Source organism: Paremcibacter congregatus (genome assembly GCF_006385135.1).
GTDB lineage: Bacteria > Pseudomonadota > Alphaproteobacteria > Sphingomonadales > Emcibacteraceae > Paremcibacter > Paremcibacter congregatus.
In genome coordinates, this window is the sequence record NZ_CP041025.1 from 1,832,339 (window position 1) to 1,851,702 (window position 19,364).

Annotated in this window: 37 protein-coding genes; 26 read left to right on the top strand and 11 right to left on the bottom strand. The window is 49.3% G+C overall.

The window, feature by feature from the left end; translation table 11 throughout:
- Positions 1-28 precede the first annotated feature (28 nt).
- The 5 genes from metG to FIV45_RS08165 are packed head-to-tail and all read left to right on the top strand — an operon-like array spanning position 29 to position 5,018.
- Entirely contained in the window at positions 29-1,582 is a 1,554-nt protein-coding gene (gene metG, locus FIV45_RS08145) for a methionine--tRNA ligase (RefSeq protein ID WP_099471872.1), read from the top strand.
- Positions 1,579-2,358 (top strand): TatD family hydrolase, encoded by a 780-nt coding sequence (locus FIV45_RS08150; protein ID WP_099471873.1) that lies wholly within the window; start codon positions 1,579-1,581, stop codon positions 2,356-2,358. Before metG ends, FIV45_RS08150 begins: the two co-directional genes overlap by 4 nt.
- Complete coding sequence (locus tag FIV45_RS08155; protein ID WP_099471874.1) at positions 2,355-3,110, top strand: MBL fold metallo-hydrolase; 756 nt, start codon at positions 2,355-2,357, stop codon at positions 3,108-3,110. The genes FIV45_RS08150 and FIV45_RS08155 overlap by 4 nt, the downstream gene beginning before the upstream one ends.
- An 18-nt stretch (positions 3,111-3,128) precedes the next feature.
- The gene (locus FIV45_RS08160) at positions 3,129-4,364 is read left to right on the top strand and encodes an MFS transporter (RefSeq protein WP_099471875.1); all 1,236 of its coding nucleotides are present in this window, start codon (positions 3,129-3,131) and stop codon (positions 4,362-4,364) included.
- A gap of 27 nt (positions 4,365-4,391) precedes the next feature.
- The gene (locus tag FIV45_RS08165) at positions 4,392-5,018 is read left to right on the top strand and encodes a peptidylprolyl isomerase (protein WP_099471876.1); all 627 of its coding nucleotides are present in this window, start codon (positions 4,392-4,394) and stop codon (positions 5,016-5,018) included.
- Positions 5,019-5,143: 125 nt separating this feature from the next.
- Here FIV45_RS08165 and FIV45_RS08170 read toward each other — a convergent pair whose 3' ends face one another.
- Positions 5,144-5,548, bottom strand: coding sequence for a hypothetical protein (locus FIV45_RS08170; protein ID WP_099471877.1), 405 nt, complete (start codon positions 5,546-5,548; stop codon positions 5,144-5,146).
- Positions 5,549-5,777: 229 nt separating this feature from the next.
- Between FIV45_RS08170 and FIV45_RS08175 the strand changes: the two genes are divergently transcribed.
- From FIV45_RS08175 to FIV45_RS08250, 20 genes are all read left to right on the top strand, one after another.
- On the top strand, positions 5,778-5,978 hold the full coding sequence (locus tag FIV45_RS08175) for a hypothetical protein (RefSeq protein ID WP_099471878.1): 201 nt from the start codon (positions 5,778-5,780) through the stop codon (positions 5,976-5,978).
- Positions 5,975-6,124, top strand: coding sequence for a hypothetical protein (locus FIV45_RS18425; protein WP_165776950.1), 150 nt, complete (start codon positions 5,975-5,977; stop codon positions 6,122-6,124). Before FIV45_RS08175 ends, FIV45_RS18425 begins: the two co-directional genes overlap by 4 nt.
- Entirely contained in the window at positions 6,121-6,315 is a 195-nt protein-coding gene (locus FIV45_RS08180) for a hypothetical protein (protein ID WP_139932308.1), read from the top strand. Before FIV45_RS18425 ends, FIV45_RS08180 begins: the two co-directional genes overlap by 4 nt.
- Entirely contained in the window at positions 6,312-6,647 is a 336-nt protein-coding gene (locus tag FIV45_RS08185) for a hypothetical protein (RefSeq protein ID WP_099472000.1), read from the top strand. The genes FIV45_RS08180 and FIV45_RS08185 overlap by 4 nt, the downstream gene beginning before the upstream one ends.
- Positions 6,648-6,890: a hypothetical protein gene (locus tag FIV45_RS08190; RefSeq protein WP_099472001.1), complete on the top strand. Its 243-nt coding sequence runs from the start codon at positions 6,648-6,650 to the stop codon at positions 6,888-6,890.
- Between the two features lie 61 nt (positions 6,891-6,951).
- Entirely contained in the window at positions 6,952-8,232 is a 1,281-nt protein-coding gene (locus FIV45_RS08195; RefSeq protein ID WP_133118542.1) for a protein rep, read from the top strand.
- A 1-nt stretch (position 8,233) separates the two neighbouring features.
- A complete protein-coding gene (locus FIV45_RS08200) occupies positions 8,234-8,536 on the top strand; it encodes a zinc ribbon domain-containing protein (RefSeq protein WP_133118539.1) in 303 nt (100 codons plus the stop codon).
- The gene (locus FIV45_RS08205) at positions 8,466-9,017 is read left to right on the top strand and encodes a hypothetical protein (RefSeq protein ID WP_139932309.1); all 552 of its coding nucleotides are present in this window, start codon (positions 8,466-8,468) and stop codon (positions 9,015-9,017) included. The genes FIV45_RS08200 and FIV45_RS08205 overlap by 71 nt, the downstream gene beginning before the upstream one ends.
- Entirely contained in the window at positions 9,014-9,673 is a 660-nt protein-coding gene (locus FIV45_RS08210) for an ATP-binding protein (protein ID WP_139932310.1), read from the top strand. Before FIV45_RS08205 ends, FIV45_RS08210 begins: the two co-directional genes overlap by 4 nt.
- Positions 9,674-9,882: 209 nt before the next feature.
- Positions 9,883-10,005, top strand: a complete 123-nt coding sequence (locus FIV45_RS18835) for a hypothetical protein (RefSeq protein ID WP_275671289.1) — start codon at positions 9,883-9,885, stop codon at positions 10,003-10,005.
- Positions 10,006-10,031: 26 nt separating this feature from the next.
- On the top strand, positions 10,032-10,877 hold the full coding sequence (locus tag FIV45_RS08215) for a major capsid protein P2 (protein WP_139932311.1): 846 nt from the start codon (positions 10,032-10,034) through the stop codon (positions 10,875-10,877).
- Between the two features lie 2 nt (positions 10,878-10,879).
- Entirely contained in the window at positions 10,880-11,164 is a 285-nt protein-coding gene (locus FIV45_RS08220; protein ID WP_139932312.1) for a hypothetical protein, read from the top strand.
- A gap of 175 nt (positions 11,165-11,339) precedes the next feature.
- Positions 11,340-11,756: a hypothetical protein gene (locus FIV45_RS08225; RefSeq protein WP_139932313.1), complete on the top strand. Its 417-nt coding sequence runs from the start codon at positions 11,340-11,342 to the stop codon at positions 11,754-11,756.
- Positions 11,757-11,758: 2 nt separating this feature from the next.
- Positions 11,759-12,226 (top strand): hypothetical protein, encoded by a 468-nt coding sequence (locus FIV45_RS08230; RefSeq protein WP_139932314.1) that lies wholly within the window; start codon positions 11,759-11,761, stop codon positions 12,224-12,226.
- Position 12,227: 1 nt separating this feature from the next.
- A complete protein-coding gene (locus tag FIV45_RS08235) occupies positions 12,228-12,869 on the top strand; it encodes a hypothetical protein (protein ID WP_139932315.1) in 642 nt (213 codons plus the stop codon).
- A 58-nt stretch (positions 12,870-12,927) separates the two neighbouring features.
- Positions 12,928-13,323 carry a cell wall hydrolase gene (locus FIV45_RS08240; RefSeq protein ID WP_165776959.1) on the top strand — a complete coding sequence of 132 codons (396 nt, stop codon included), beginning with the start codon at positions 12,928-12,930 and terminating at the stop codon, positions 13,321-13,323.
- Position 13,324: 1 nt separating this feature from the next.
- Positions 13,325-13,495 (top strand): hypothetical protein, encoded by a 171-nt coding sequence (locus tag FIV45_RS18430; protein WP_165776960.1) that lies wholly within the window; start codon positions 13,325-13,327, stop codon positions 13,493-13,495.
- Positions 13,496-13,622: 127 nt separating this feature from the next.
- Positions 13,623-13,997 (top strand): 3TM-type holin, encoded by a 375-nt coding sequence (locus FIV45_RS08245; RefSeq protein ID WP_099471998.1) that lies wholly within the window; start codon positions 13,623-13,625, stop codon positions 13,995-13,997.
- On the top strand, positions 13,998-14,123 hold the full coding sequence (locus FIV45_RS18840; RefSeq protein ID WP_268939766.1) for a hypothetical protein: 126 nt from the start codon (positions 13,998-14,000) through the stop codon (positions 14,121-14,123). It abuts the gene before it with no gap.
- On the top strand, positions 14,110-14,421 hold the full coding sequence (locus tag FIV45_RS08250) for a hypothetical protein (RefSeq protein WP_139932316.1): 312 nt from the start codon (positions 14,110-14,112) through the stop codon (positions 14,419-14,421). The genes FIV45_RS18840 and FIV45_RS08250 overlap by 14 nt, the downstream gene beginning before the upstream one ends.
- A gap of 80 nt (positions 14,422-14,501) precedes the next feature.
- Here FIV45_RS08250 and FIV45_RS08255 read toward each other — a convergent pair whose 3' ends face one another.
- Positions 14,502-14,960 carry a helix-turn-helix domain-containing protein gene (locus FIV45_RS08255; protein WP_139932317.1) on the bottom strand — a complete coding sequence of 153 codons (459 nt, stop codon included), beginning with the start codon at positions 14,958-14,960 and terminating at the stop codon, positions 14,502-14,504.
- Between the two features lie 255 nt (positions 14,961-15,215).
- Between FIV45_RS08255 and FIV45_RS08260 the strand changes: the two genes are divergently transcribed.
- Positions 15,216-15,719, top strand: coding sequence for a hypothetical protein (locus FIV45_RS08260; protein WP_139932318.1), 504 nt, complete (start codon positions 15,216-15,218; stop codon positions 15,717-15,719).
- A gap of 64 nt (positions 15,720-15,783) precedes the next feature.
- Here FIV45_RS08260 and FIV45_RS08265 read toward each other — a convergent pair whose 3' ends face one another.
- The 9 genes from FIV45_RS08265 to FIV45_RS08295 all read right to left on the bottom strand — a co-directional run bounded on the left by FIV45_RS08265 (position 15,784) and on the right by FIV45_RS08295 (position 19,364).
- The gene (locus tag FIV45_RS08265; RefSeq protein WP_099471999.1) at positions 15,784-16,095 is read right to left on the bottom strand and encodes a hypothetical protein; all 312 of its coding nucleotides are present in this window, start codon (positions 16,093-16,095) and stop codon (positions 15,784-15,786) included.
- The gene (locus tag FIV45_RS18845) at positions 16,082-16,207 is read right to left on the bottom strand and encodes a hypothetical protein (RefSeq protein ID WP_275671291.1); all 126 of its coding nucleotides are present in this window, start codon (positions 16,205-16,207) and stop codon (positions 16,082-16,084) included. Before FIV45_RS18845 ends, FIV45_RS08265 begins: the two co-directional genes overlap by 14 nt.
- Positions 16,208-16,582: a 3TM-type holin gene (locus FIV45_RS08270; protein ID WP_139932319.1), complete on the bottom strand. Its 375-nt coding sequence runs from the start codon at positions 16,580-16,582 to the stop codon at positions 16,208-16,210.
- Between the two features lie 127 nt (positions 16,583-16,709).
- A complete protein-coding gene (locus FIV45_RS18435; protein ID WP_165776960.1) occupies positions 16,710-16,880 on the bottom strand; it encodes a hypothetical protein in 171 nt (56 codons plus the stop codon).
- Position 16,881: 1 nt separating this feature from the next.
- Positions 16,882-17,277 (bottom strand): cell wall hydrolase, encoded by a 396-nt coding sequence (locus FIV45_RS08275; RefSeq protein ID WP_165776959.1) that lies wholly within the window; start codon positions 17,275-17,277, stop codon positions 16,882-16,884.
- Between the two features lie 58 nt (positions 17,278-17,335).
- A complete protein-coding gene (locus FIV45_RS08280) occupies positions 17,336-17,977 on the bottom strand; it encodes a hypothetical protein (RefSeq protein WP_133118540.1) in 642 nt (213 codons plus the stop codon).
- Between the two features lies 1 nt (position 17,978).
- A complete protein-coding gene (locus tag FIV45_RS08285) occupies positions 17,979-18,488 on the bottom strand; it encodes a hypothetical protein (protein WP_139932320.1) in 510 nt (169 codons plus the stop codon).
- Entirely contained in the window at positions 18,488-18,904 is a 417-nt protein-coding gene (locus tag FIV45_RS08290; RefSeq protein ID WP_139932321.1) for a hypothetical protein, read from the bottom strand. The genes FIV45_RS08285 and FIV45_RS08290 overlap by 1 nt, the downstream gene beginning before the upstream one ends.
- A gap of 175 nt (positions 18,905-19,079) precedes the next feature.
- Entirely contained in the window at positions 19,080-19,364 is a 285-nt protein-coding gene (locus tag FIV45_RS08295) for a hypothetical protein (RefSeq protein ID WP_139932322.1), read from the bottom strand.

Consider the following 19,364-nt stretch of genomic DNA (forward strand, 5'->3'; position numbering starts at 1 on the left):
GTTTGTGCTCTAGCGGAGCATACGCAAGATGACGGCAAAACCAGCCTTTTACATCACGACGCCAATCTATTACGTCAATGACATTCCCCATATTGGCCACGCCTACACCACGCTGGCTTGTGATGTCATGGCGCGGTTCAAGCGTCTGGACGGTTATGACGTGATGTTCCTGACGGGCACCGACGAGCATGGCCAGAAGGTGGAAAAATCCGCCGCCGCCAAGGGCAAGCAACCGATCGAATTTTGTGATGAAGTCTCACAACGTTTCCGTGATCTGGCGGAATTCATGAATTTCTCCCATGATGATTTTGTCCGCACTACCGAAGAACGCCATAAAATCGCCTGTCAGGCCCTGTGGCGCAAACTCGAAGACAGCGGCAATATCTACCTTGATAAATATTCCGGTTGGTATTCGGTGCGCGACGAAGCCTACTATACAGAAGGTGAATTGCTTGACGGTGAGGGCGGTGAGAAACTTGCCCCGACCGGGGCGCCGGTGGAATGGGTCGAGGAAGAAAGCTATTTCTTCAAACTGTCCGCCTTCGAAGACAAGCTTCTTACCTGGTATGATCAACTTCCGGAAACCGTTTTGCCCAAAAGCCGCAAGAATGAAGTGAAAAGCTTTGTTGAAGGCGGCTTGCGTGATCTGTCTGTGTCCCGCACCAGTTTTTCCTGGGGTGTGCCGGTGCCGGGCAATGATAAACATATCATGTACGTCTGGATCGATGCCCTGACCAATTATCTGACCGCCATCGGCTATCCCGATATGGCCGGTGAGGCGTTCCAGAAGTTTTGGCCCGCGGATGTACATATGGTCGGCAAGGATATCCTGCGCTTTCATGCGGTCTATTGGCCGGCCTTTCTGATGGCTGCCGATATCGCACCGCCAAAACGGGTCTTTGCCCATGGCTGGTGGACCAATGAAGGTCAGAAGATTTCAAAATCTATCGGCAATGTCATCGATCCTTTTGAAATTGTAGAAGAATTCGGCCTGGATCAGGTGCGTTACTTCCTGATGCGCGAAGTGCCGTTTGGTAATGACGGTGATTTTTCCCGCAACGCCATGATGAGCCGCACCAACGCTGATCTCGCCGGTGGCCTGGGCAATCTGGCGCAGCGCTCCCTCAGCATGATCTTCAAGAATTGCGACGGCCAGATACCGGTCTGCGGTTCCTTGACTGAGGATGATACCACCATCCTGGCGGCGCTTGACAGTCAGTTGGACAAAGTGCGTGATCAGATGGAAAACCAGATGTTCCACAAGGCGTTGGAGGTGATTTTTAATCTTGAATCCGCCGCCAATATCTATTTTAATGATCAGGCGCCCTGGGCTTTAAAGAAAACAGATCCGGAGCGGATGGCGACCGTGCTGTATGTTACCGCCGAGATCGTGCGCCAGATGGCGCTGCTGATCCAGCCCTTCATGCCGGACAGTGCCGCGAAGCTGCTCGACCAGTTAAAAATTCCGGCGGACCAACGCGGCTTTGACCAGCTGGGCGAGGTGGGCCGCCTGGCCTCGGGCGTTGCGCTCGATAAACCGGAAGGGGTCTTTCCCCGTTATGTGGAAGCGGAAAAAGCATGATTGTTGATAGTCATTGCCATTTGAATTACGGCTCCATGATGGAAGATATGGACGGCGTCATGGCCCGGGCAAAGGATGCCGGGGTCGAGACCATGCTGGCGATCAACGCCCGCCTTAGTGAATATGACGAAGTGATTGCCCTGGCGGACCGGTATGATCATGTGTTCGCCACCGTCGGCAGTCATCCCCATGAGGCGGAAAAGGAACCGGGTATCACGGCGGAACAGCTGATTGAAAAGTCAACCCACCCCAAAGTCATCGGCATTGGCGAGACAGGGCTGGATTTTTTCTATGAATATGCGCCGCGTGACCTGCAGGAAGCCAATTTCCGCGCCCATATCGCCGCCGCCCGCGCCACCGGCCTGCCGCTGATCGTCCACGCCCGCGACGCCGATGACCTGACCATAACTGTGATGCGCGATGAGATGGAGAAGGGGGCCTATCCGGCGGTGATCCATTGCTTTACCGCATCCCAGGCGCTGGCCGATGCGACGCTTGAGATGGGCTGCTATATCTCGATCTCCGGTATTGTCACCTTCAAAAGCGCCAAGGATTTGCAGGAAACCGTCAAAACCATCCCGCTGGACCGGTTGCTAATTGAAACCGACGCGCCCTATCTCGCGCCCGTGCCAAAACGCGGCAAGCCGAATGAGCCATCCTATGTCAGATACACAGCAGAGTATCTTTCTGACCTGCTGGACGTGCCGTTTGATCATCTGGCGCAAACCACGACGGATAATTTCTATCGTCTGTTCACCAACGCGGTTCGGCCATGAAAGTCACGATCCTCGGCTGCGGTACCTCGACCGGCGTGCCCCGGATCGGCGATAACTGGGGAAAATGCGATCCTACCAATCCGAAAAACAGGCGTCGTCGGTCCTCAATCCTGATTCAGGATCAGGAAACTGATATTCTGATTGATACGACACCCGATTTGCGCGAACAATGCCTGTCGGCCAATATCACCCGTCTCGATGGGGTGCTTTACACCCACGATCACGCCGATCATACCCATGGCATTGATGATCTGCGCGCCATCAAGCAGATGATGAAGCGCAAGGTCGATGTCTATGGCAATGAAGTGACGATGGCCGTGCTGAAACGCCGTTTTGATTATATCTTCGCCGCTAAAACCGGTTATCCCGCCATTGTTGAGGGGCATGTCTTTGACGAAAACCCCTTTACCGTGGGCCAACTGAAGGTACAGCCATTTGACCTTATTCATGGTCCAATAAAATCTGTTGGTTTTCGTGTAGGTAAAGTCGCTTACACAACAGATCTTAATGCAATACCTGAAAGCAGTGAGGCGCATTTATATGGTCTGGACCTGTGGGTTGTTGATGCATTGCGGCCGGAACCACACCCGACCCATTCCCATTTGGATCAAACGCTGGACTGGATTGAGAAATTTAAACCGAAACGGGCCATTCTCACCCATATGACCGGCGATCTGGATTATGAAACACTGAAAAAAGCCCTGCCGTCCCACATAGAACCGGGTTATGATGGCCTGGTAGTCACCGTATAACCGGAATAGACCTGTTTTATGAATACAAGCCTGCGCAATATCATTCTGCTCGTGATAGGGCAAATTCTGGCGCTTACATCCGTGATTACGTTGGTTACCTATGCCGCATTGGTGTCCCGCATGCTCACGGGAAGCACATCCATGGCCACTATACCTGCGGCTTTGGCAATGATTGCCGCGGCGTTGACGGCTTATAAGGCGTCCATGTTCATGAAGCGGTTTGGTCGCAAACGCGGCTTTCAGTTCGGGGCACTTTTCGCTTTATTGTCGGGCATTTTTACCTTCTACGGGATTTATATTGAAAATTTTTATGTCTTTTGCTTTGGCGTAATGGTCCACGGTATCTTTCAGTCGTTTGCCGCTTACTACCGTTTTGCCGCGATGGAGGTCAGTGCGCCGCGTTTTAAGAAACAGGCGATTTCCTATGTGCTGTCCGGAGGGTTGTTCGCGGCGCTTATTTCCCCGACAGCGGCTAAATTTTTTGAAACACACTTCTTCCTGCCTATTCCGTATGCCGGCACTTTCATTCTGGTGATCTTGCTCAGCCTGTTGACGCAGTTGACGTTGCTGTTTCTCCATTTTCCGCCTGAAATTGACCATATTGAACATGACGAGAATGGACAGGAAATACCGGCGACGCATGTATCCTGGCTTGATATTCTGCGCCGGCCGGGGTTCTTGTGCGCCAGCCTTAATGCAGCAGGGGCCTATCTGATGATGTCCTACGTCATGACGTCATCACCCATCCAGATTGTTGAATACTGCGGGTTTCAGATCACGGATGCGGCCAGTGTCATTCAATGGCATACGGCGGCGATGTTCCTGCCGGCGTTTTTTACCGGATCTTTGGTGGCCCGGTTTGGCGCAGTTCGTATCATCATGATTGGTTTTGTGTGTTTTATGATTTCAGCCGCATTCGCCATTCAGGGACTGGAACTGATCAATTTTTACGGATCTCTGGTGCTTTTAGGGTTGGGCTGGAACTTTCTGTTTACTGCGGGCACGGCCTTGCTGGAAAGCGCCTACAAACCTTATGAAAAATCCCAGGTTCAGGGCCTGAATGACTTTGTCGTCTATAGTCTGGCGGCCACGTCGACGTTGACATCCGGCTTTATGCTGGAAACCATTGGCTGGAAAAGCATGAACGCGATGGTATTTGGCATCGTGGGCTTGCTGCTTTTTATTACCTTATGGTATGTTAAGGTTAACCGTAAGACTGTGGGGCTTACCTCTACACAGGAAGAGCCGAATTAAACCAAAATAGAAATATGGGATAAGAAAATGCACTCACTTATAAAGTTCTTCCTGACTCTGATGTTCCTGATTGTTCCTTTCACGGCCTCTGCTGAGCAGGGCCGTACCATTAACGTCGTTATAGAGACGGATAAAGGCGATATAACACTTGAACTATACCCTGAAAAAGCCCCTGTAACTGTCGATAATTTCATTCAAAACGTTAAAGCAGGCCTTTATGAAGGTGGCCGGTTTTATCGCGCGTCGCGTCTGGATAATAATCCGACGGCAAAACGCAAGATCCTGACACTTATTCAGGGCGGCAAGAATGAGCAAAAGCAGGAAAGAGAGCCCATCGCTCATGAAACCACGATACAAAGCGGACTTTCCCATCTTGACGGAGTGATCTCGATGGCGCGGCTGGACCCGGGGACAGCCACAACGGAGTTCTTTATCTGCATAGGGGATAATAGCGGACTTGATACGGGGTCAACGCGTTATGAAGAAGGCAAACGTGAAGGCTATGCCGCTTTTGGACGTGTCATCAAGGGAATGGGCGTCGTTGTCGCCATTCAACAACAACCCACAGGAAGCCGCGCCAAAGATGATGATGATTGGTTCGGTCAGCAACTTATCAATGACACTGTGGTGATTGAGCGTGTCGTTATACAATAAACAAATATCGTAAATCTTATAACGAGCGGCCGGGGTACTGTTTGTGATCACGTGCCAAGCCGTTGTTACTCAGGCATCCTTTATCATGTTGCATGATGTCGTTTATATCCATCCCATCCAATAATTTACCATAATATAAATTGTGTCGTCACTTGCGCTCCGTTTTTCTCACCAGCAAAGGCCGATCCTGAGCCGTCAAAATCGATGCTACCAAGGGACAGGTTACAGCCTAAAATTACACCCGCCGCATATTGTGGGAGCGATTTTAATAGTTTCTTAAATATCGGGACAGCTTCCGGAGTTTTAAATTCTGCTTCCCATAAATCTCTATGCAACAAGGCCATATCAGCGGGGACGTTTGCAAGGCTTGCAAGCTTTATCATTGCCGCTACGGAGGGTACGTCTGGACGATCTGGGTGCCTCCATTTTGCAACGTTTGCCATATGCAGGCGTGTTGCAAGCTGTCTATCTGACTTCAATCCGTGAAGCTCTTTAGCTCGGTTCATATACCAATTTATATCTTGTTTCATAGCCAGACCTTTCTACGTATGTACGTAATATCAAGAACACAGAGTATCAGCTTACTGATAACTGACAAGAAGCAATATTATCTTGACACCCTTAATGTAATGTGAATAAGGTGCATCCTGCTAACTGCTGAGAAGCATTTTGGTAAATTTGCACTTATATTCCTCCCTTGGGGCCTCTGTCCGGCCGGACATGCCCCGCACTTTTAGGGAGACAACAAAAGGGAAGATCATGGCTAAAGTAAAATTCTCCATAGACTTTGAATTTGATGAAGAGGAAAAAACATTTCATGTTTTTATTCCTTCTGCACCCGAAGGGATTTCTTGGAATGAGGAAGATATTCATGAAGCTTGTTCCAAGGCAATGACTGATTTTCCAGATGCACAGGATTGGGAGTTTTCGCTGTTTATTGATTTGGGAGATGAAGCATGACCCGGATTTTTTGGATTACTTATGCGGCGTTGATTATTGCGGTTCTGATATTCGTTTCCGGCTGCTCCACCAAATTCAATGAATGCCCGGAAATCCCCCAGTATCACGGCTGCTTTTACAAGGATTACCCGGAGTATCTGCCATGAGTAAGAAATACTGGCGGGATACCGTAGTAAAGCTTAAGGATCGTGACTGCAAAGCTAAAACCCTTACCAAAATAAGAGTGTTGTTAAATTCAGAAGCGGCAAAAACATACGATGGCTCACTTTCTGGCCCGCTTGGACACCCTAATGTTGAGGGCCTCTTTTTGCAGGTGAAGGAGATGGTGACGGAATGACCCTTGACCCTACAATTCTCACCTGTAATGAAAAACTTCTAAGACGCGCCGCCCGGCGTGATGTTCGCTTTGACAATCAGCTTGTGGTCTGGGCGAAAATTAAACACCTCTGGGAAATGTATGATTTCAGCATAGGCCAATGGCCCGCATATCTCGAAGCCAGCTATTTTTACGGCTGCATGTTGATGCGGGAAGGGGTGCAGGACGTACGTATAGGATTATTCCCTCACGCCGACAAAATCCCCCAGTCGCCACCCTTCGACCAGTCACCGGCCTTTCTCATGGGGATCGGTATTTTCCGCCCTTCCTACACACGTACGAAGGGTTTTTAAATGCGCCCAGAACTTAAACACAGTATTCAACTTGTGCAGGTCGCCATCGGCGAACATCCGCTATTCGACAATATCCCCCGGGATCAACAAATTCTGGCCCTAATCACATTGGCCGCAGGACTTGCAAGAAGTCATTCCGAAGAACTGCTTGCCAACCAGTCCAAAAATTCACGCATGAAGTGGGCAGACATGACCGTCAGGACTCTTGTCCCTGATTTAGGCAACGGGGAGTCCGCGCAATGACTTTGATCATTCTAGGGGTGTTTCTGACGGTTTTAGGTTTTGCCGGGGTATGGGGGCAAAAATGACAAATCCCTTGAAAGGTACGCAAGTAGAGTTGCCGCCCTTGTTTTTAAAGGATAATTTGGAACAGCTAAACGGCGCTCAAAAAAGGGACCGGCTTCGCACTGTGGCCGGGCAAATTTTAACCGGGGAACGGGTTTATAAATGCGGTCGCCACCGGATCGGGGCGATTGTCACAATTTCCGCCAGTTCGACCGGCGCTATGTTCAACGGCGTGGAGACTTGCGGCTCGATCTGGCATTGCCCCGTATGCGCCGAAAAAATTTCCAATAAACGGCGGCTTGAAGTGGCGGCGGCGATTGATGGCACAAAAGAGCGCCGGGGCGGTGTCTATATGCTGACACTCACAATGAAACATGCGCCATTCGATAAATGCGCCGCCTTGAAGGACGCTGTCGCGATGGCGTGGCGCAAGCTGCAAAATACGCGTGCCTGGCGCAGTATAAAAGAGGATCGCCAAATTTTCGGCACGATCCGGGCGCTGGAAATCACCCATGGCGCGAATGGGTGGCATCCGCATTTACATATCCTGCTTCTGACCGAAAACGAGTTGTCAGAACATGAACAGGAAGAAACCCGTCTTGAGATTTTCGAGCAATGGGACAAAAAGATTTATGCTTTAACCGGGCAATATTGCCATGCTGACGCTTGCGATTTACGGCCAACAAATTCCTCTGAATATCTCACCAAAGGTGCGGATCGCAAGGCCGGAAAAATGAAATGGGGCGCGGATCGCGAGATATCAAAGGCCAATATCAAGCAAGGGAAGGGCGGTAAAACGCCTTTTGAACTGCTGGAAGCGGCCTATTATGGCAATCGTCAAGCCGCCGCTATGTTCGCAGAGTATGCCGCCGCCTTCAAAGGGGCGCGACATATCACATGGACCCACGGCTTAAAAGATTTCTTTGAGATTGCCGAAATTCTTGACGAAAAAATAGCAGAGATTAGCCCGGAAAAAGTCGCCGGACAGGATGAATTGCCATTCAGTGAAGATTTAAATATGCGGATGATCGTCGCTCTGGATCGCGGCACGTGGGCGGCGGTTTGTCGCCACAATTTACGCCCTGATCTGCTGGACGCAGCCTACAAGCATGGCCGCGCCGGTGTGGTGGGGCTGCTCGCGAAATATGGCCTTTCGGTCTGGCTGGGCACCGGTCACATTAACGAAGATCAGACGAATGCGCAGTTTTCAAATGACGGAAAAGTAATTTTCAATCGAGTGACAGCAAGGCCGCCCCGCCTTACGGAAATGCCTCACTCTGCAACACCATGGAAGGATTAAAATGACTGTCACAAACGAAGTCATCGGCCACACCCAATGCCCGGATTGCAAGGCTAAAGTTGAACGCCGGATCAATAAGAACCGAAAAGTCTACTGGCACTGCGATGGTCGGGCCGATGATCCGCAGTGCAACGCCGCGTTTAAACATGGTGCGGCCATGTCGAGACGCTTGATTGCCGCCGCCGCAAAACCTCAACCCTCAAACGACAACGAACCACAGGAGACTATTGAACATGAAGAAGACAACACCGCCAGCAAACGACAATCTGGAAATTCAGGACGCGCCGGAATTGGATGTTTCTGAGGCTGACATTCTCGAAGAAATAAACTGGGACAATTCGACAGATCACCTTGACGAGATCACGCCGGAACCCGCCGCCGAGGATATGCCAGAATATGACAAAATATCGGGGCTTGATAAATCCGAGATATTTTCAAAGGAGGAGTTTTTCTCCGATTTTTTCTGTCAGAATCTGGTGCTTGCAGAACATCTCACGGGTTTGGTGGGCGTTTCTGTGGTCGTGTCAGATGGTAAACCGGAAACCGGTGCGCGCGAAACGTCTGATTTGCTCTATGAACAGTGCCAGAAATTCCGCTTCCTGCAATGGGCGATTAAACGAGACGCGGCATGGGTAACAAATGTTCTTCCCGTCGTGATTTTCGTTAAGGGCAAGGCCGATATCGTCGGAATGCAGCTTACGGCGCGCCGGGAAGCGGCAAAACGGGCGTCACAGCAACCACAGGCGGCGAATGACAACAACGCGCCTATGGAAGAGGCCGTATGAGCCAGCCGGTTCGGATAGGCATCTATGGCGCGTCAGGGTCGGGCAAGTCAACACTTGCCCGACACCTGATCAAGTCCGAAAAGCGCCTTGTGGTTTTTGATCCTGCTTTAGACTGGTCAAAGGAATTTTCCAAAAAGCGTGGATGGGAGGTCTGTCACACCATTGCCGCCGTTCGGGCGGCGCTCAAAAAGAAATGGAAGACCAGCTTTAAAATCATATTTGTGCCTGAAGGCGGTAACGAGATCGAAGATTTAGACAAGTTGTCTGGTCTGATCCTGCAAGCCCAGGGCATTTATTTTAAGGGCGTCAAAAATCATCCGCAGATTACTTTCGTCGTCGATGAGATGAATACTTGTTTCCCCGTTTCTGGATTGAAATCCAATTTTAAACAGTTCGGCAATGTGTGCTCTCGGGGCCGTCACTATGGGATTAATACGTACGGCCTGACGCAACGCATTGCAGAGGTTCACACCAAATGGCGCGGCAACTGTTCGGCTATGTACATATTGCGGCTGGCCTCTGCGCGGGATCGCGACACGGTGCAGGGTGAAATCGGGCGGGAATATAAAAACACCATTATGTCATTGCAAAACTTCGACTTTTTGCTGTTTGAACAAGCCAGCGTGGTGCAGGGCAGGGTACCGAAACCAAAATAATTTAAAATCGTGAATTTTCTTACGTACCTACATGTACGTACGTAGGAAATCAGCCATTTGCCACCATCATTAAAATCATGCGTAATAGGTCTACAGGGTAACTTGTGGACCTATTTTTATGAAACTGAATATGAACAATTTTTACACGACTGTACTGGCCGGGCTGACGCTTTACGTCATACAAAAGTGGTTAAGAGAAAGAGAGAAAAATGAACAACCAGATTAAGGGCGTCCTGTTTACTGTCGCCGCTATCATTGCTGCCGGGGTTCTCCTGCAATATGGCAAAGACATGCCGATCATCAAAGATGCGCACCAAGGTTTTGGCGGCTAATTTTAACGTGAAGAGAAAGGGTTAATATGCCCCAAGCTATTCGAATTGTCGAACCGGTCATGAATTCCTTCAGCGGCGTTGTCTCTGGTGGTCGTGCGGTTTTGGACGTTGATGTAATCGGCACCTACTACGGCAACATTTTGCATCATTCTTTCGGCGCGGTTCCGGTCCCCGCCACCAAGGCCAATTATATCACCAATGTGAAAAAAGTTGAAGTTTATCTAGGTGGAACGGTTCAAATGGAACTAACGCCCACCGAGATTATTTCAATGAATGAAGAAAAAGGCATCCCATGGAAAGACGGCATTTTGCCGCTGTTTTTCGCACAGCCGGACAGCCTGACGGCTATCGGCGAGGACGGGACCAGCTGGGGCATGGCGGATATCAACAATTTCCAGATTGTTGTAACCTTTAATGCCGTGGTTAGCCCTTTGTTGTCGGCGTCTCGTATCTGGAGAAATGCCAACATCACCAACGGTGAAATCATCACAACGGACCGTGTCACGGTCAACTGTGCCGGTCTGGCTAAAAAAGTGGTCAATATCGAGTTTGAACTGGGGCGCGTGTTCAATGCGATTTACGCCTTCAGTGATAAAATTCTCGGTGTGAAGGCCTATGTTGGACAGGAGAAAATCTGTGACGCGTCAAAGGACACGCTTGATTTCCTCCGTGAAACCGCGGGCTATGCGCCTCAGTCTGATATCTTCGTCATGTCCGGTAAGCAGTTGACCGCGCGTTACACAGACGTGATCAATGGCCGAAATCCGATTGACCCCAACAAACCCCATAAACTGCGTCTCGAGTTTGAGTATGACGCCGGGGTGGTGGATCACGACTTGATCATTGAGCAGGTCGGTATCAGAAAGGCTTAATCATGGCTGAAGAAGCAAGCGTTGAAAGCTATAGCGCCGGGGGTTTTTTTGGTGATCTGGTAAATGCTGCGGGAAACCTTGGCAGCAAATACCTAGACTTCAAATGGTCATCTAATCAACTGGATGAAGAGCGGCGACTGGCGGCACAGTATAACGCCGCTGTCACCAATCAGGCAATCGCGGACACACCACGGCCTGAAAGTCAAAATTCTGATCTGGTGAAATATGGCCTGTTTGCCTTTGCCGGGTTTGCGGCTCTCTTGATCATGGTAAAGGCAATCAAATAATGGTTGCCTCTTTACCACCTCTAAACGTTGCGGGCGGCACTGCGGGGCCGTCCGAGGCGCGGGGGCATAATAGCTTTTCATTCAACACGGGTGCTTTCGGAACTGAGCCAGCAAGCAATAAACTTATTGGCCTCATTCTTCCAGTTGGCGCTCTGGCGGCGGCGGGTTTTATCATATGGCGGCTATTGAAATAAAAAATATCGGTGCCCTGGACGAGCGGGCAAAATCTGATTTTAAGGATTTCTCCCATAACGGCACAGCCAGCTTTTATCGCCGTGAAGTCGTGGCTGGGCGCTTATCTGTTTTTTCAGTTCTGATCGACGGCTTGCGGGTCGGCTCACTGGCTTTAAGGCGCGAGGTTCAACCACATGGCTCTGAGATGGTAATTGTGGCTGGTGGCGGCTCTTATACCGGTCAACGGCTGGTTCCTTTGATGCTTGAATTTCTGGAGGGCTTGGCGGGGCGGAACGGGGAACAGTCTGTACGTTTCCACACAAAGCGTGAACCGCTGGCGCTGGTTGCACAGGGGCGCGGTTACATTGAAATTGATGACGGCGATCCCGACGAAATCACCATGAGGAAGGTCTTGTAATAATGGGCGGTAAATCATCCAGCCGTAACAGCACAACGTCCGGTCAATATGACAACCGTGTCATCAATGAAAATGATTATGAGATTGACAACTCAGTCCGGAATGAGTTCGACTATGAAATTGACAACTCAGTCCGGAATGAGTTCGACTATGAAATTGATAACTCAGTCCGTAATGACATCGACTATGAAATTGATAGCTCAACCCGGAATGATCTGGGGGATGGTGCCATTCAGGCGGGCGGAAATGTCTCGGTGACTTCTGTTGATGCGGGCGTCGTTGAGGATGCTTTTAACTTTGCAGAAAATATCGCTGGGGAAAGTATCTCCGCCTCAAGCTCGGCCTTGTCTCAGGCGTTCAATTCCACGGCGGGCGGTGTCATTGATGCGGGGAAAGACCTCCTGAAATATGGCGGCATTGGCTTGGCCGCACTGCTTTTAATCATGACTTATATAAACAGGAACAAATAAAATGTTACATGAAGGCACACTACAGCCGGGCGAGTGGCGAACAATTGGTGCCGGGGCTCACAGCCAGATTTTTATAATGGAATGTGACCTCGAATATATTGAGGTGAAGTTTAAAAATTTATCTAAATTCCGCATGTACCGGGGCGTCCCCGCGAAATATAATTTTGATAATGTTGATATTTCAAATCCTCATTCCACGCCTATTGACTATAAGATATACACCGCCCCGGCTGGAATGGAGTTTCAAGAAGGTAGGAGTATCGAAACAGGCACTTCAATTATCGGAACAGTTGGAACAGTTGGGCGTCCGTTATCTGATGAGGGGGGGAGTGTTGCGTCGATTGGATCTGTAAATTTAGAGTTAGAGCGGACAGGCGTGTATACGGAGGTCGTCGTTTCTAAAGCTGCAAATACAAATGGTATCTTTTTAAGAACCGCACTCATTCAACAGTCTGTCTCTGGAAATATCAATATTTTGTCAGACCGCGCCGCTGGTGGATCAACAATTTTATTGTTATCCCAGCTCGCAGGCGATGCGTTGCGGCTCAGTCGTGAAATTTTTATCCCCTCGGGCAATGGTCTTACTCTTTATTTCGGGGGGGGCGCAACCGCGTATATTAACGTGTCATATGATGTTCTATAGCGTCAAAAATATTTTACTCATAGCCGTTGTCGGCGCAGGCGTTGGAAGGTATTTCTATATGAAAAACACGATTGATCTTATGGCCCGGACCATGTGGGGCGAGGGGCGCAACCAAGGAAAAGCCGGAATGCTTGCCATTGGCAACGTGATTAAAAACCGGGCGGATCGGGGCGGCTGGTTTGGTCGGTCGGTGGTCGATGTGATCACCAAGGATATGCAATTTTCAGCTTGGAATATTGGCGACCCGAACCGGGCTAAAATGATGGCCGTGACGGATAAAGACCCACAGTTTGCGGAAGCTTTGCGATTGGCCAATCAGATCATGACGGGGAAGGTCGCCGATAACACGGGCGGCGCGGATCATTATCACACGGCGGCAATTTTGCCATATTGGGCGAGTGACATGCCCAAAACCGCCATTGTCGGCGATCACATTTTTTACAGGAGTGCATAATATGCCTTTATTGTTGGTTGGTGGCATTGCGTCACTTTTGGGCTTTGGCGGCGGCTGGTTCGCGGCTGACGGGACGAAATCACTCATTCGGGTGGTCATGGTCGGCGGTGTGGCCTATTGGCTGCTAGCGACACCTTCCGGCAAGTCTATGCTGAAGAAGGTAACCGGCTAATGGATCAAATGCTATTATCAATTCTGTCAGGTGGAGCTGACTTTGCGACATACGGAATTTTATTCCTGTTCTGGCGCACAGATAAGCGGCTGACCGCCTTGGAGCACCACACAAGGATACACAAGGCATGTTAGGGCTTGATAAAATTCTCGGTGGTATTTTCGGCGTCATTGACAAGGTGGTACCAGACAAAGACCTTGCACAGAAAATCAAGTTCGATGTCCAGTCTCAGGCGCATTCTGGCGAGATGAAAGAGCTTGACGCCGCCATGAAAATCATCGTCGCGGAAGCCCAGGGCGGCGCATGGCTGCAACGCTCATGGCGTCCCTTGACGATGTTAACCTTCACCGGCCTGATTGTCGCTAAGTGGCTTGGCATGACGGCTCCGGGGATCACAGAGCAAATTGAACTTGAACTTTTCGCAATCATTAAAATTGGCCTTGGTGGGTATGTCTTTGGACGTTCCGCCGAAAAGGTCGCAACCGCATGGAAGGCAAAATAAATGGCACGACTGAGACGACAGAAATTTATTCGAGAAGAGAAACAGGAAGCCGCCAAGACTGTCCGCAAACGTGGCGCTGATGGCAAGTTTATCAAAGAAGAGGAGAATACCGATGTACAAGCCTAAATCATGGCCCCACGCCCTTATTGCCGCCGTTGTGATGGCGATTTTCTATTACATCGTGCCGCCCTTGCCGGTGGTCATTTATGCGGCTTTGCTGCCGGTGGTCTACTATTATGGCCGCGAGGTCCGGGACGCTGAAATGGGCTTGGGGATCACCAGCCTAAGCTTTATTGCGCCGCTTTTGCCGTGGAAGTGGAAAGACCCGGATAATCGCTGGGATTTATACGCGCCGGTGATCACCGTCCTTGTGTTCGGTTTTTATCTGACATACTGGAAAATTGGGTTAATTTACGCGCAATAAAATAAGGAGATCCTCGCGGATTTTTGTAATTATCTTGCGTAGGTAAAATTGAAAAGGGTGTCCTTTAGGACGCTCTTTTTTTATGCTGCGGGGTTCAGGGGGACGTAATAGCCAGAAATGTGCAGTTTCCGAATAACCTGATCCCGCCGATCTCCACGCTTCAGCATACCTTTTGCCAATTCAATCTTGCGCCGGGTCACATTATGATCAATCTCTTTTAAAATGGTGAGATCAGTCTGAAATTTACGGATATACCGGGCTATGGTTTTGGGGTGATAATCAAGAACAGTTGCGATATGTTCAATACTGTAACCAGCCTGATATCGTGTCATGATAGCGCGTTGAAGTTTTAATTTTTGGAGCATTAGTTTTTCGGATTTTCGCAAATCTCGTTGCTCCGTCTTTTTTACTTGCACTTCACGTTGTTCGGCATCAACGGCCAGCCTTTCGACTGACTGCGCAAGGTTATTGATTAGTTTAGTTAACTGACGTAAGTCTCGGGCCGGCAAATGGTTTAATGTATTCAAGAGAGTACGCATAACTTTCCCCCATAAAATTATATTGGATAGTATACAGGTGTAAATAAACCATGAATAGCGGAACGTATGCGCGCACCAAGCCCGCTAATAATTTTCCATAATATAAATTATGCGCACTCCGGAACTCTCTATCTCGTTTGTATAAAAGCCTTATTAACTTACTCTCCCCCGGCAAGTTGTTCGGTTTACGTTCTATTTACGGTTGATCCCTATGCTCCCCAACACTAAAATAACCTGTGTTTTGGGGAGTAACAATTGAGTAGAATTGATCCAGATATTCCCGGCCTGCCGTTCAGAAATTTTGAACATTCAGGCCGGGAACTTTTTTCTCAGGTAAATAAAATTCCACCTGAGGCCGCAAAATCCGTAGCAGAATTATTTGAAAAAATTGCAGGTGAATTACATGAAGTTCATCAGACATTTTTACATCAAAAAGCTATAACAGCGGAAAGCAAAAAGAATATATTCAAACTCAAACAATTGCCTGTACAGGTGCAGGAATGCCTCAACGTGGGCATGAGTTTTGAAGAAGCCGTATCTCACCTCAAGACCACCACAGGCGCGCCGCAAACAACCATTTATTCATACTGGTTAAGGCATATCAAGCAACTCGAAAAAGATGCTTTTCAGGTGCGAGATAGGCAGGTTTGGGAAATGTACAATGAAGGATTGCCAGATCAAGAAATTGCCGATTTGTCGGAGCTGTCAAAGCGCCAAGTTCAGAGAATTATCCGCGAACATAAAAAAAGAGCGCCCTGAAGGACACCCTTTTCAATTTTACCTACGCAAGATAATTACAAAAATCCGCGAGGATCTCCTTATTTTATTGCGCGTAAATTAACCCAATTTTCCAGTACGTCAGATAAATGCCGAACACAAGAACGGTGATCACCGGCGCGTATAAATCCCACCGATTATCCGGGTCTTTCCACCTCCACGGCAAAAGCGGCGCAATAAAGCTTAGGCTGGTGATCCCTAAGCCCATTTCAGCATCCCGGACCTCACGGCCATAATAATAGACCACCGGCAGCAAAGCCGCATAAATGACCACCGGCAAGGGCGGCACGATGTAATAGAAAATCGCCATCACAACGGCGGCAATAAGGGCGTGGGGCCATGATTTAGGCTTGTACATCGGTATTCTCCTCTTCTTTGATAAACTTGCCATCAGCGCCACGTTTGCGGACAGTCTTGGTGGCTTCCTGTTTTTCTTCTCGAATAAATTTGTGTCGTCTCAGTCGTGCCATTTATTTTGCCTTCCATGCGGTTGCGACCTTTTCGGCGGAACGTCCAAAGACATACCCACCAAGGCCAATTTTAATGATTGCGAAAAGTTCAAGTTCAATTTGCTCTGTGATCCCCGGAGCCGTCACACCAAGCCACTTAGCGACAATCAGGCCGGTGAAGGTTAACATTGTCACGGGGCGCCATGAGCGTTGCAGCCATGCGCCGCCCTGGGCTTCCGCGACAATGATTTTCATGGCGGCGTCAAGCTCTTTCATCTCGCCAGAATGCGCCTGAGACTGGACATCGAACTTGATTTTCTGTGCAAGGTCTTTGTCTGGTACCACCTTGTCAATGACGCCGAAAATACCACCGAGAATTTTATCAAGCCCTAACATGCCTTGTGTATCCTTGTGTGGTGCTCCAAGGCGGTCAGCCGCTTATCTGTGCGCCAGAACAGGAATAAAATTCCGTATGTCGCAAAGTCAGCTCCACCTGACAGAATTGATAATAGCATTTGATCCATTAGCCGGTTACCTTCTTCAGCATAGACTTGCCGGAAGGTGTCGCTAGCAGCCAATAGGCCACACCGCCGACCATGACCACCCGAATGAGTGATTTCGTCCCGTCAGCCGCGAACCAGCCGCCGCCAAAGCCCAAAAGTGACGCAATGCCACCAACCAACAATAAAGGCATATTATGCACTCCTGTAAAAAATGTGATCGCCGACAATGGCGGTTTTGGGCATGTCACTCGCCCAATATGGCAAAATTGCCGCCGTGTGATAATGATCCGCGCCGCCCGTGTTATCGGCGACCTTCCCCGTCATGATCTGATTGGCCAATCGCAAAGCTTCCGCAAACTGTGGGTCTTTATCCGTCACGGCCATCATTTTAGCCCGGTTCGGGTCGCCAATATTCCAAGCTGAAAATTGCATATCCTTGGTGATCACATCGACCACCGACCGACCAAACCAGCCGCCCCGATCCGCCCGGTTTTTAATCACGTTGCCAATGGCAAGCATTCCGGCTTTTCCTTGGTTGCGCCCCTCGCCCCACATGGTCCGGGCCATAAGATCAATCGTGTTTTTCATATAGAAATACCTTCCAACGCCTGCGCCGACAACGGCTATGAGTAAAATATTTTTGACGCTATAGAACATCATATGACACGTTAATATACGCGGTTGCGCCCCCCCCGAAATAAAGAGTAAGACCATTGCCCGAGGGGATAAAAATTTCACGACTGAGCCGCAACGCATCGCCTGCGAGCTGGGATAACAATAAAATTGTTGATCCACCAGCGGCGCGGTCTGACAAAATATTGATATTTCCAGAGACAGACTGTTGAATGAGTGCGGTTCTTAAAAAGATACCATTTGTATTTGCAGCTTTAGAAACGACGACCTCCGTATACACGCCTGTCCGCTCTAACTCTAAATTTACAGATCCAATCGACGCAACACTCCCCCCCTCATCAGATAACGGACGCCCAACTGTTCCAACTGTTCCGATAATTGAAGTGCCTGTTTCGATACTCCTACCTTCTTGAAACTCCATTCCAGCCGGGGCGGTGTATATCTTATAGTCAATAGGCGTGGAATGAGGATTTGAAATATCAACATTATCAAAATTATATTTCGCGGGGACGCCCCGGTACATGCGGAATTTAGATAAATTTTTAAACTTCACCTCAATATATTCGAGGTCACATTCCATTATAAAAATCTGGCTGTGAGCCCCGACACCAATTGTTCGCCACTCGCCCGGCTGTAGTGTGCCTTCATGTAACATTTTATTTGTTCCTGTTTATATAAGCCATAATTAAAAGCAGAGCGGCCAAGCCAATGCCGCTATATTTTAAGAGGTCTTTCCCCGCATCAATGACACCGCCCGCCGTGGAATTGAACGCCTGAGATAGGGCGGAACTTGAGGCGGAGATACTTTCCCCAGCGATATTTTCCGCGAAATTAAAAGCATCCTCAACGATGCCCGCATCAACAGAGGTCACAGAGACATTTCCACCCGCCTGAATGGCACCATCTCCCAGATCATTCCGGGTTGAGCTGTCAATCTCATAATCAATGTCGTTCCGGGTTGAGCTATCAATTTCATAGTCGATATCATTGCGGACTGAGTTATCAATTTTATAGTCGAACTCATTACGGACCGAATTATCAATATCCTGCCGATAATCGAAATCATTGCGGACGGAATTATCAATTTCATAGTCATTTTCGTTAATGACGCGGTTATCATATTGCCCGGTCGACGTGCTGTTACTGCTAGATGATTTACCGCCCATTACAAGACCTTCCGCATAGTGATTTCGTCGGGATCGCCGTCATCAATTTCAATGTATCCGCGCCCCTGTGCAACCAGCGCCAGCGGTTCACGCTTTGTGTGGAAACGTACAGACTGTTCCCCGTTCCGCCCCGCCAAGCCTTCCAGAAATTCAAGCATCAAGGGAACCAGCCGTTGACCGCGATAAGAGCCGCCACCGGCGACGATAACCATCTCAGAGCCATGAGGTTGAACCTCACGCCTTAAAGCCAGTGAGCCGACCCGCAAGCCGTCGATCAGGACGGAAAAAACAGACAAGCGCCCGGCGCGCACTTCCCGACGATAAAAACCGGGCACACCGTTATGGGAGAAATCTTTGAAATCTGATTTTGCCCTGTCATCCAGCGCGCCGATATTTTTTATTTCAATAGCCGCCATATGATAAAACCCGCCGCCGCCAGAGCACCAACCGGAAGAATGAGACCAATAAGTTTATTGCTTGCTGGCTCAGTTCCGAAAGCACCCGTGTTGAATGAAAAGCTATTTTGACCTCTTGCTTCGGACGGTCCCGCATCGCCGCCCGAAACACTGAGTTTAGGTATGGGGGCAACCACTATTTAGCCACCTTGAGGATGACCAATAGCGCCGCCAGTCCCGCAAAGGCAAACAGGCCATATTTCACCAGATCAGAATTTTGACTTTCTGCCCGTGGAGTGTCCGCGATTGCCTGATTGGTGACAGCGGCGTTATACTGCGCCGCCAGTCGCCGCTCTTCATCCAGTTGATTAGATGACCATTTGAAGTCTAGGTATTTGCTGCCAAGGTTTCCCGCAGCATTTACCAGATCACCAAAAAAACCCCCGGCGCTATAGCTTTCAACGCTTGCTTCTTCAGCCAT

Coding starts and splice junctions, on each gene's coding strand:
- FIV45_RS08200 (WP_133118539.1), top strand. CDS start 8,234: ATGACTGTCACAAACGAAGTCATCGGCCACACCCAATGCCCGGATTGC.
- FIV45_RS08290 (WP_139932321.1), bottom strand. CDS start 18,904: ATGGCGGCTATTGAAATAAAAAATATCGGCGCGCTGGATGACAGGGCA.
- FIV45_RS08155 (WP_099471874.1), top strand. CDS start 2,355: ATGAAAGTCACGATCCTCGGCTGCGGTACCTCGACCGGCGTGCCCCGG.
- FIV45_RS08275 (WP_165776959.1), bottom strand. CDS start 17,277: ATGAAAAACACGATTGATCTTATGGCCCGGACCATGTGGGGCGAGGGG.
- FIV45_RS08220 (WP_139932312.1), top strand. CDS start 10,880: ATGGCTGAAGAAGCAAGCGTTGAAAGCTATAGCGCCGGGGGTTTTTTT.
- FIV45_RS18845 (WP_275671291.1), bottom strand. CDS start 16,207: ATGGCACGACTGAGACGACACAAATTTATTCGAGAAGAAAAACAGGAA.
- FIV45_RS08210 (WP_139932310.1), top strand. CDS start 9,014: ATGAGCCAGCCGGTTCGGATAGGCATCTATGGCGCGTCAGGGTCGGGC.
- FIV45_RS18430 (WP_165776960.1), top strand. CDS start 13,325: ATGCCTTTATTGTTGGTTGGTGGCATTGCGTCACTTTTGGGCTTTGGC.
- FIV45_RS08265 (WP_099471999.1), bottom strand. CDS start 16,095: ATGTACAAGCCTAAATCATGGCCCCACGCCCTTATTGCCGCCGTTGTG.
- FIV45_RS08255 (WP_139932317.1), bottom strand. CDS start 14,960: ATGCGTACTCTCTTGAATACATTAAACCATTTGCCGGCCCGAGACTTA.
- FIV45_RS18835 (WP_275671289.1), top strand. CDS start 9,883: ATGAACAACCAGATTAAGGGCGTCCTGTTTACTGTCGCCGCTATCATT.
- FIV45_RS08160 (WP_099471875.1), top strand. CDS start 3,129: ATGAATACAAGCCTGCGCAATATCATTCTGCTCGTGATAGGGCAAATT.
- FIV45_RS08235 (WP_139932315.1), top strand. CDS start 12,228: ATGTTACATGAAGGCACACTACAGCCGGGCGAGTGGCGAACAATTGGT.
- FIV45_RS08190 (WP_099472001.1), top strand. CDS start 6,648: ATGCGCCCAGAACTTAAACACAGTATTCAACTTGTGCAGGTCGCCATC.
- FIV45_RS08270 (WP_139932319.1), bottom strand. CDS start 16,582: ATGTTAGGGCTTGATAAAATTCTCGGTGGTATTTTCGGCGTCATTGAC.
- FIV45_RS08225 (WP_139932313.1), top strand. CDS start 11,340: ATGGCGGCTATTGAAATAAAAAATATCGGTGCCCTGGACGAGCGGGCA.
- FIV45_RS08195 (WP_133118542.1), top strand. CDS start 6,952: ATGACAAATCCCTTGAAAGGTACGCAAGTAGAGTTGCCGCCCTTGTTT.
- FIV45_RS08205 (WP_139932309.1), top strand. CDS start 8,466: ATGAAGAAGACAACACCGCCAGCAAACGACAATCTGGAAATTCAGGAC.
- FIV45_RS08280 (WP_133118540.1), bottom strand. CDS start 17,977: ATGTTACATGAAGGCACACTACAGCCGGGCGAGTGGCGAACAATTGGT.
- FIV45_RS08245 (WP_099471998.1), top strand. CDS start 13,623: ATGTTAGGGCTTGATAAAATTCTCGGTGGTATTTTCGGCGTCATTGAC.
- FIV45_RS08180 (WP_139932308.1), top strand. CDS start 6,121: ATGAGTAAGAAATACTGGCGGGATACCGTAGTAAAGCTTAAGGATCGT.
- FIV45_RS08170 (WP_099471877.1), bottom strand. CDS start 5,548: ATGAAACAAGATATAAATTGGTATATGAACCGAGCTAAAGAGCTTCAC.
- FIV45_RS18425 (WP_165776950.1), top strand. CDS start 5,975: ATGACCCGGATTTTTTGGATTACTTATGCGGCGTTGATTATTGCGGTT.
- FIV45_RS08240 (WP_165776959.1), top strand. CDS start 12,928: ATGAAAAACACGATTGATCTTATGGCCCGGACCATGTGGGGCGAGGGG.
- FIV45_RS18840 (WP_268939766.1), top strand. CDS start 13,998: ATGGCACGACTGAGACGACAGAAATTTATTCGAGAAGAGAAACAGGAA.
- FIV45_RS08150 (WP_099471873.1), top strand. CDS start 1,579: ATGATTGTTGATAGTCATTGCCATTTGAATTACGGCTCCATGATGGAA.
- FIV45_RS08230 (WP_139932314.1), top strand. CDS start 11,759: ATGGGCGGTAAATCATCCAGCCGTAACAGCACAACGTCCGGTCAATAT.
- FIV45_RS08185 (WP_099472000.1), top strand. CDS start 6,312: ATGACCCTTGACCCTACAATTCTCACCTGTAATGAAAAACTTCTAAGA.
- FIV45_RS08175 (WP_099471878.1), top strand. CDS start 5,778: ATGGCTAAAGTAAAATTCTCCATAGACTTTGAATTTGATGAAGAGGAA.
- FIV45_RS08295 (WP_139932322.1), bottom strand. CDS start 19,364: ATGGCTGAAGAAGCAAGCGTTGAAAGCTATAGCGCCGGGGGTTTTTTT.
- metG (WP_099471872.1), top strand. CDS start 29: ATGACGGCAAAACCAGCCTTTTACATCACGACGCCAATCTATTACGTC.
- FIV45_RS18435 (WP_165776960.1), bottom strand. CDS start 16,880: ATGCCTTTATTGTTGGTTGGTGGCATTGCGTCACTTTTGGGCTTTGGC.
- FIV45_RS08250 (WP_139932316.1), top strand. CDS start 14,110: ATGTACAAGCCTAAATCATGGCCCCACGCCCTTATTGCCGCCGTTGTG.
- FIV45_RS08215 (WP_139932311.1), top strand. CDS start 10,032: ATGCCCCAAGCTATTCGAATTGTCGAACCGGTCATGAATTCCTTCAGC.
- FIV45_RS08165 (WP_099471876.1), top strand. CDS start 4,392: ATGCACTCACTTATAAAGTTCTTCCTGACTCTGATGTTCCTGATTGTT.
- FIV45_RS08285 (WP_139932320.1), bottom strand. CDS start 18,488: ATGGGCGGTAAATCATCTAGCAGTAACAGCACGTCGACCGGGCAATAT.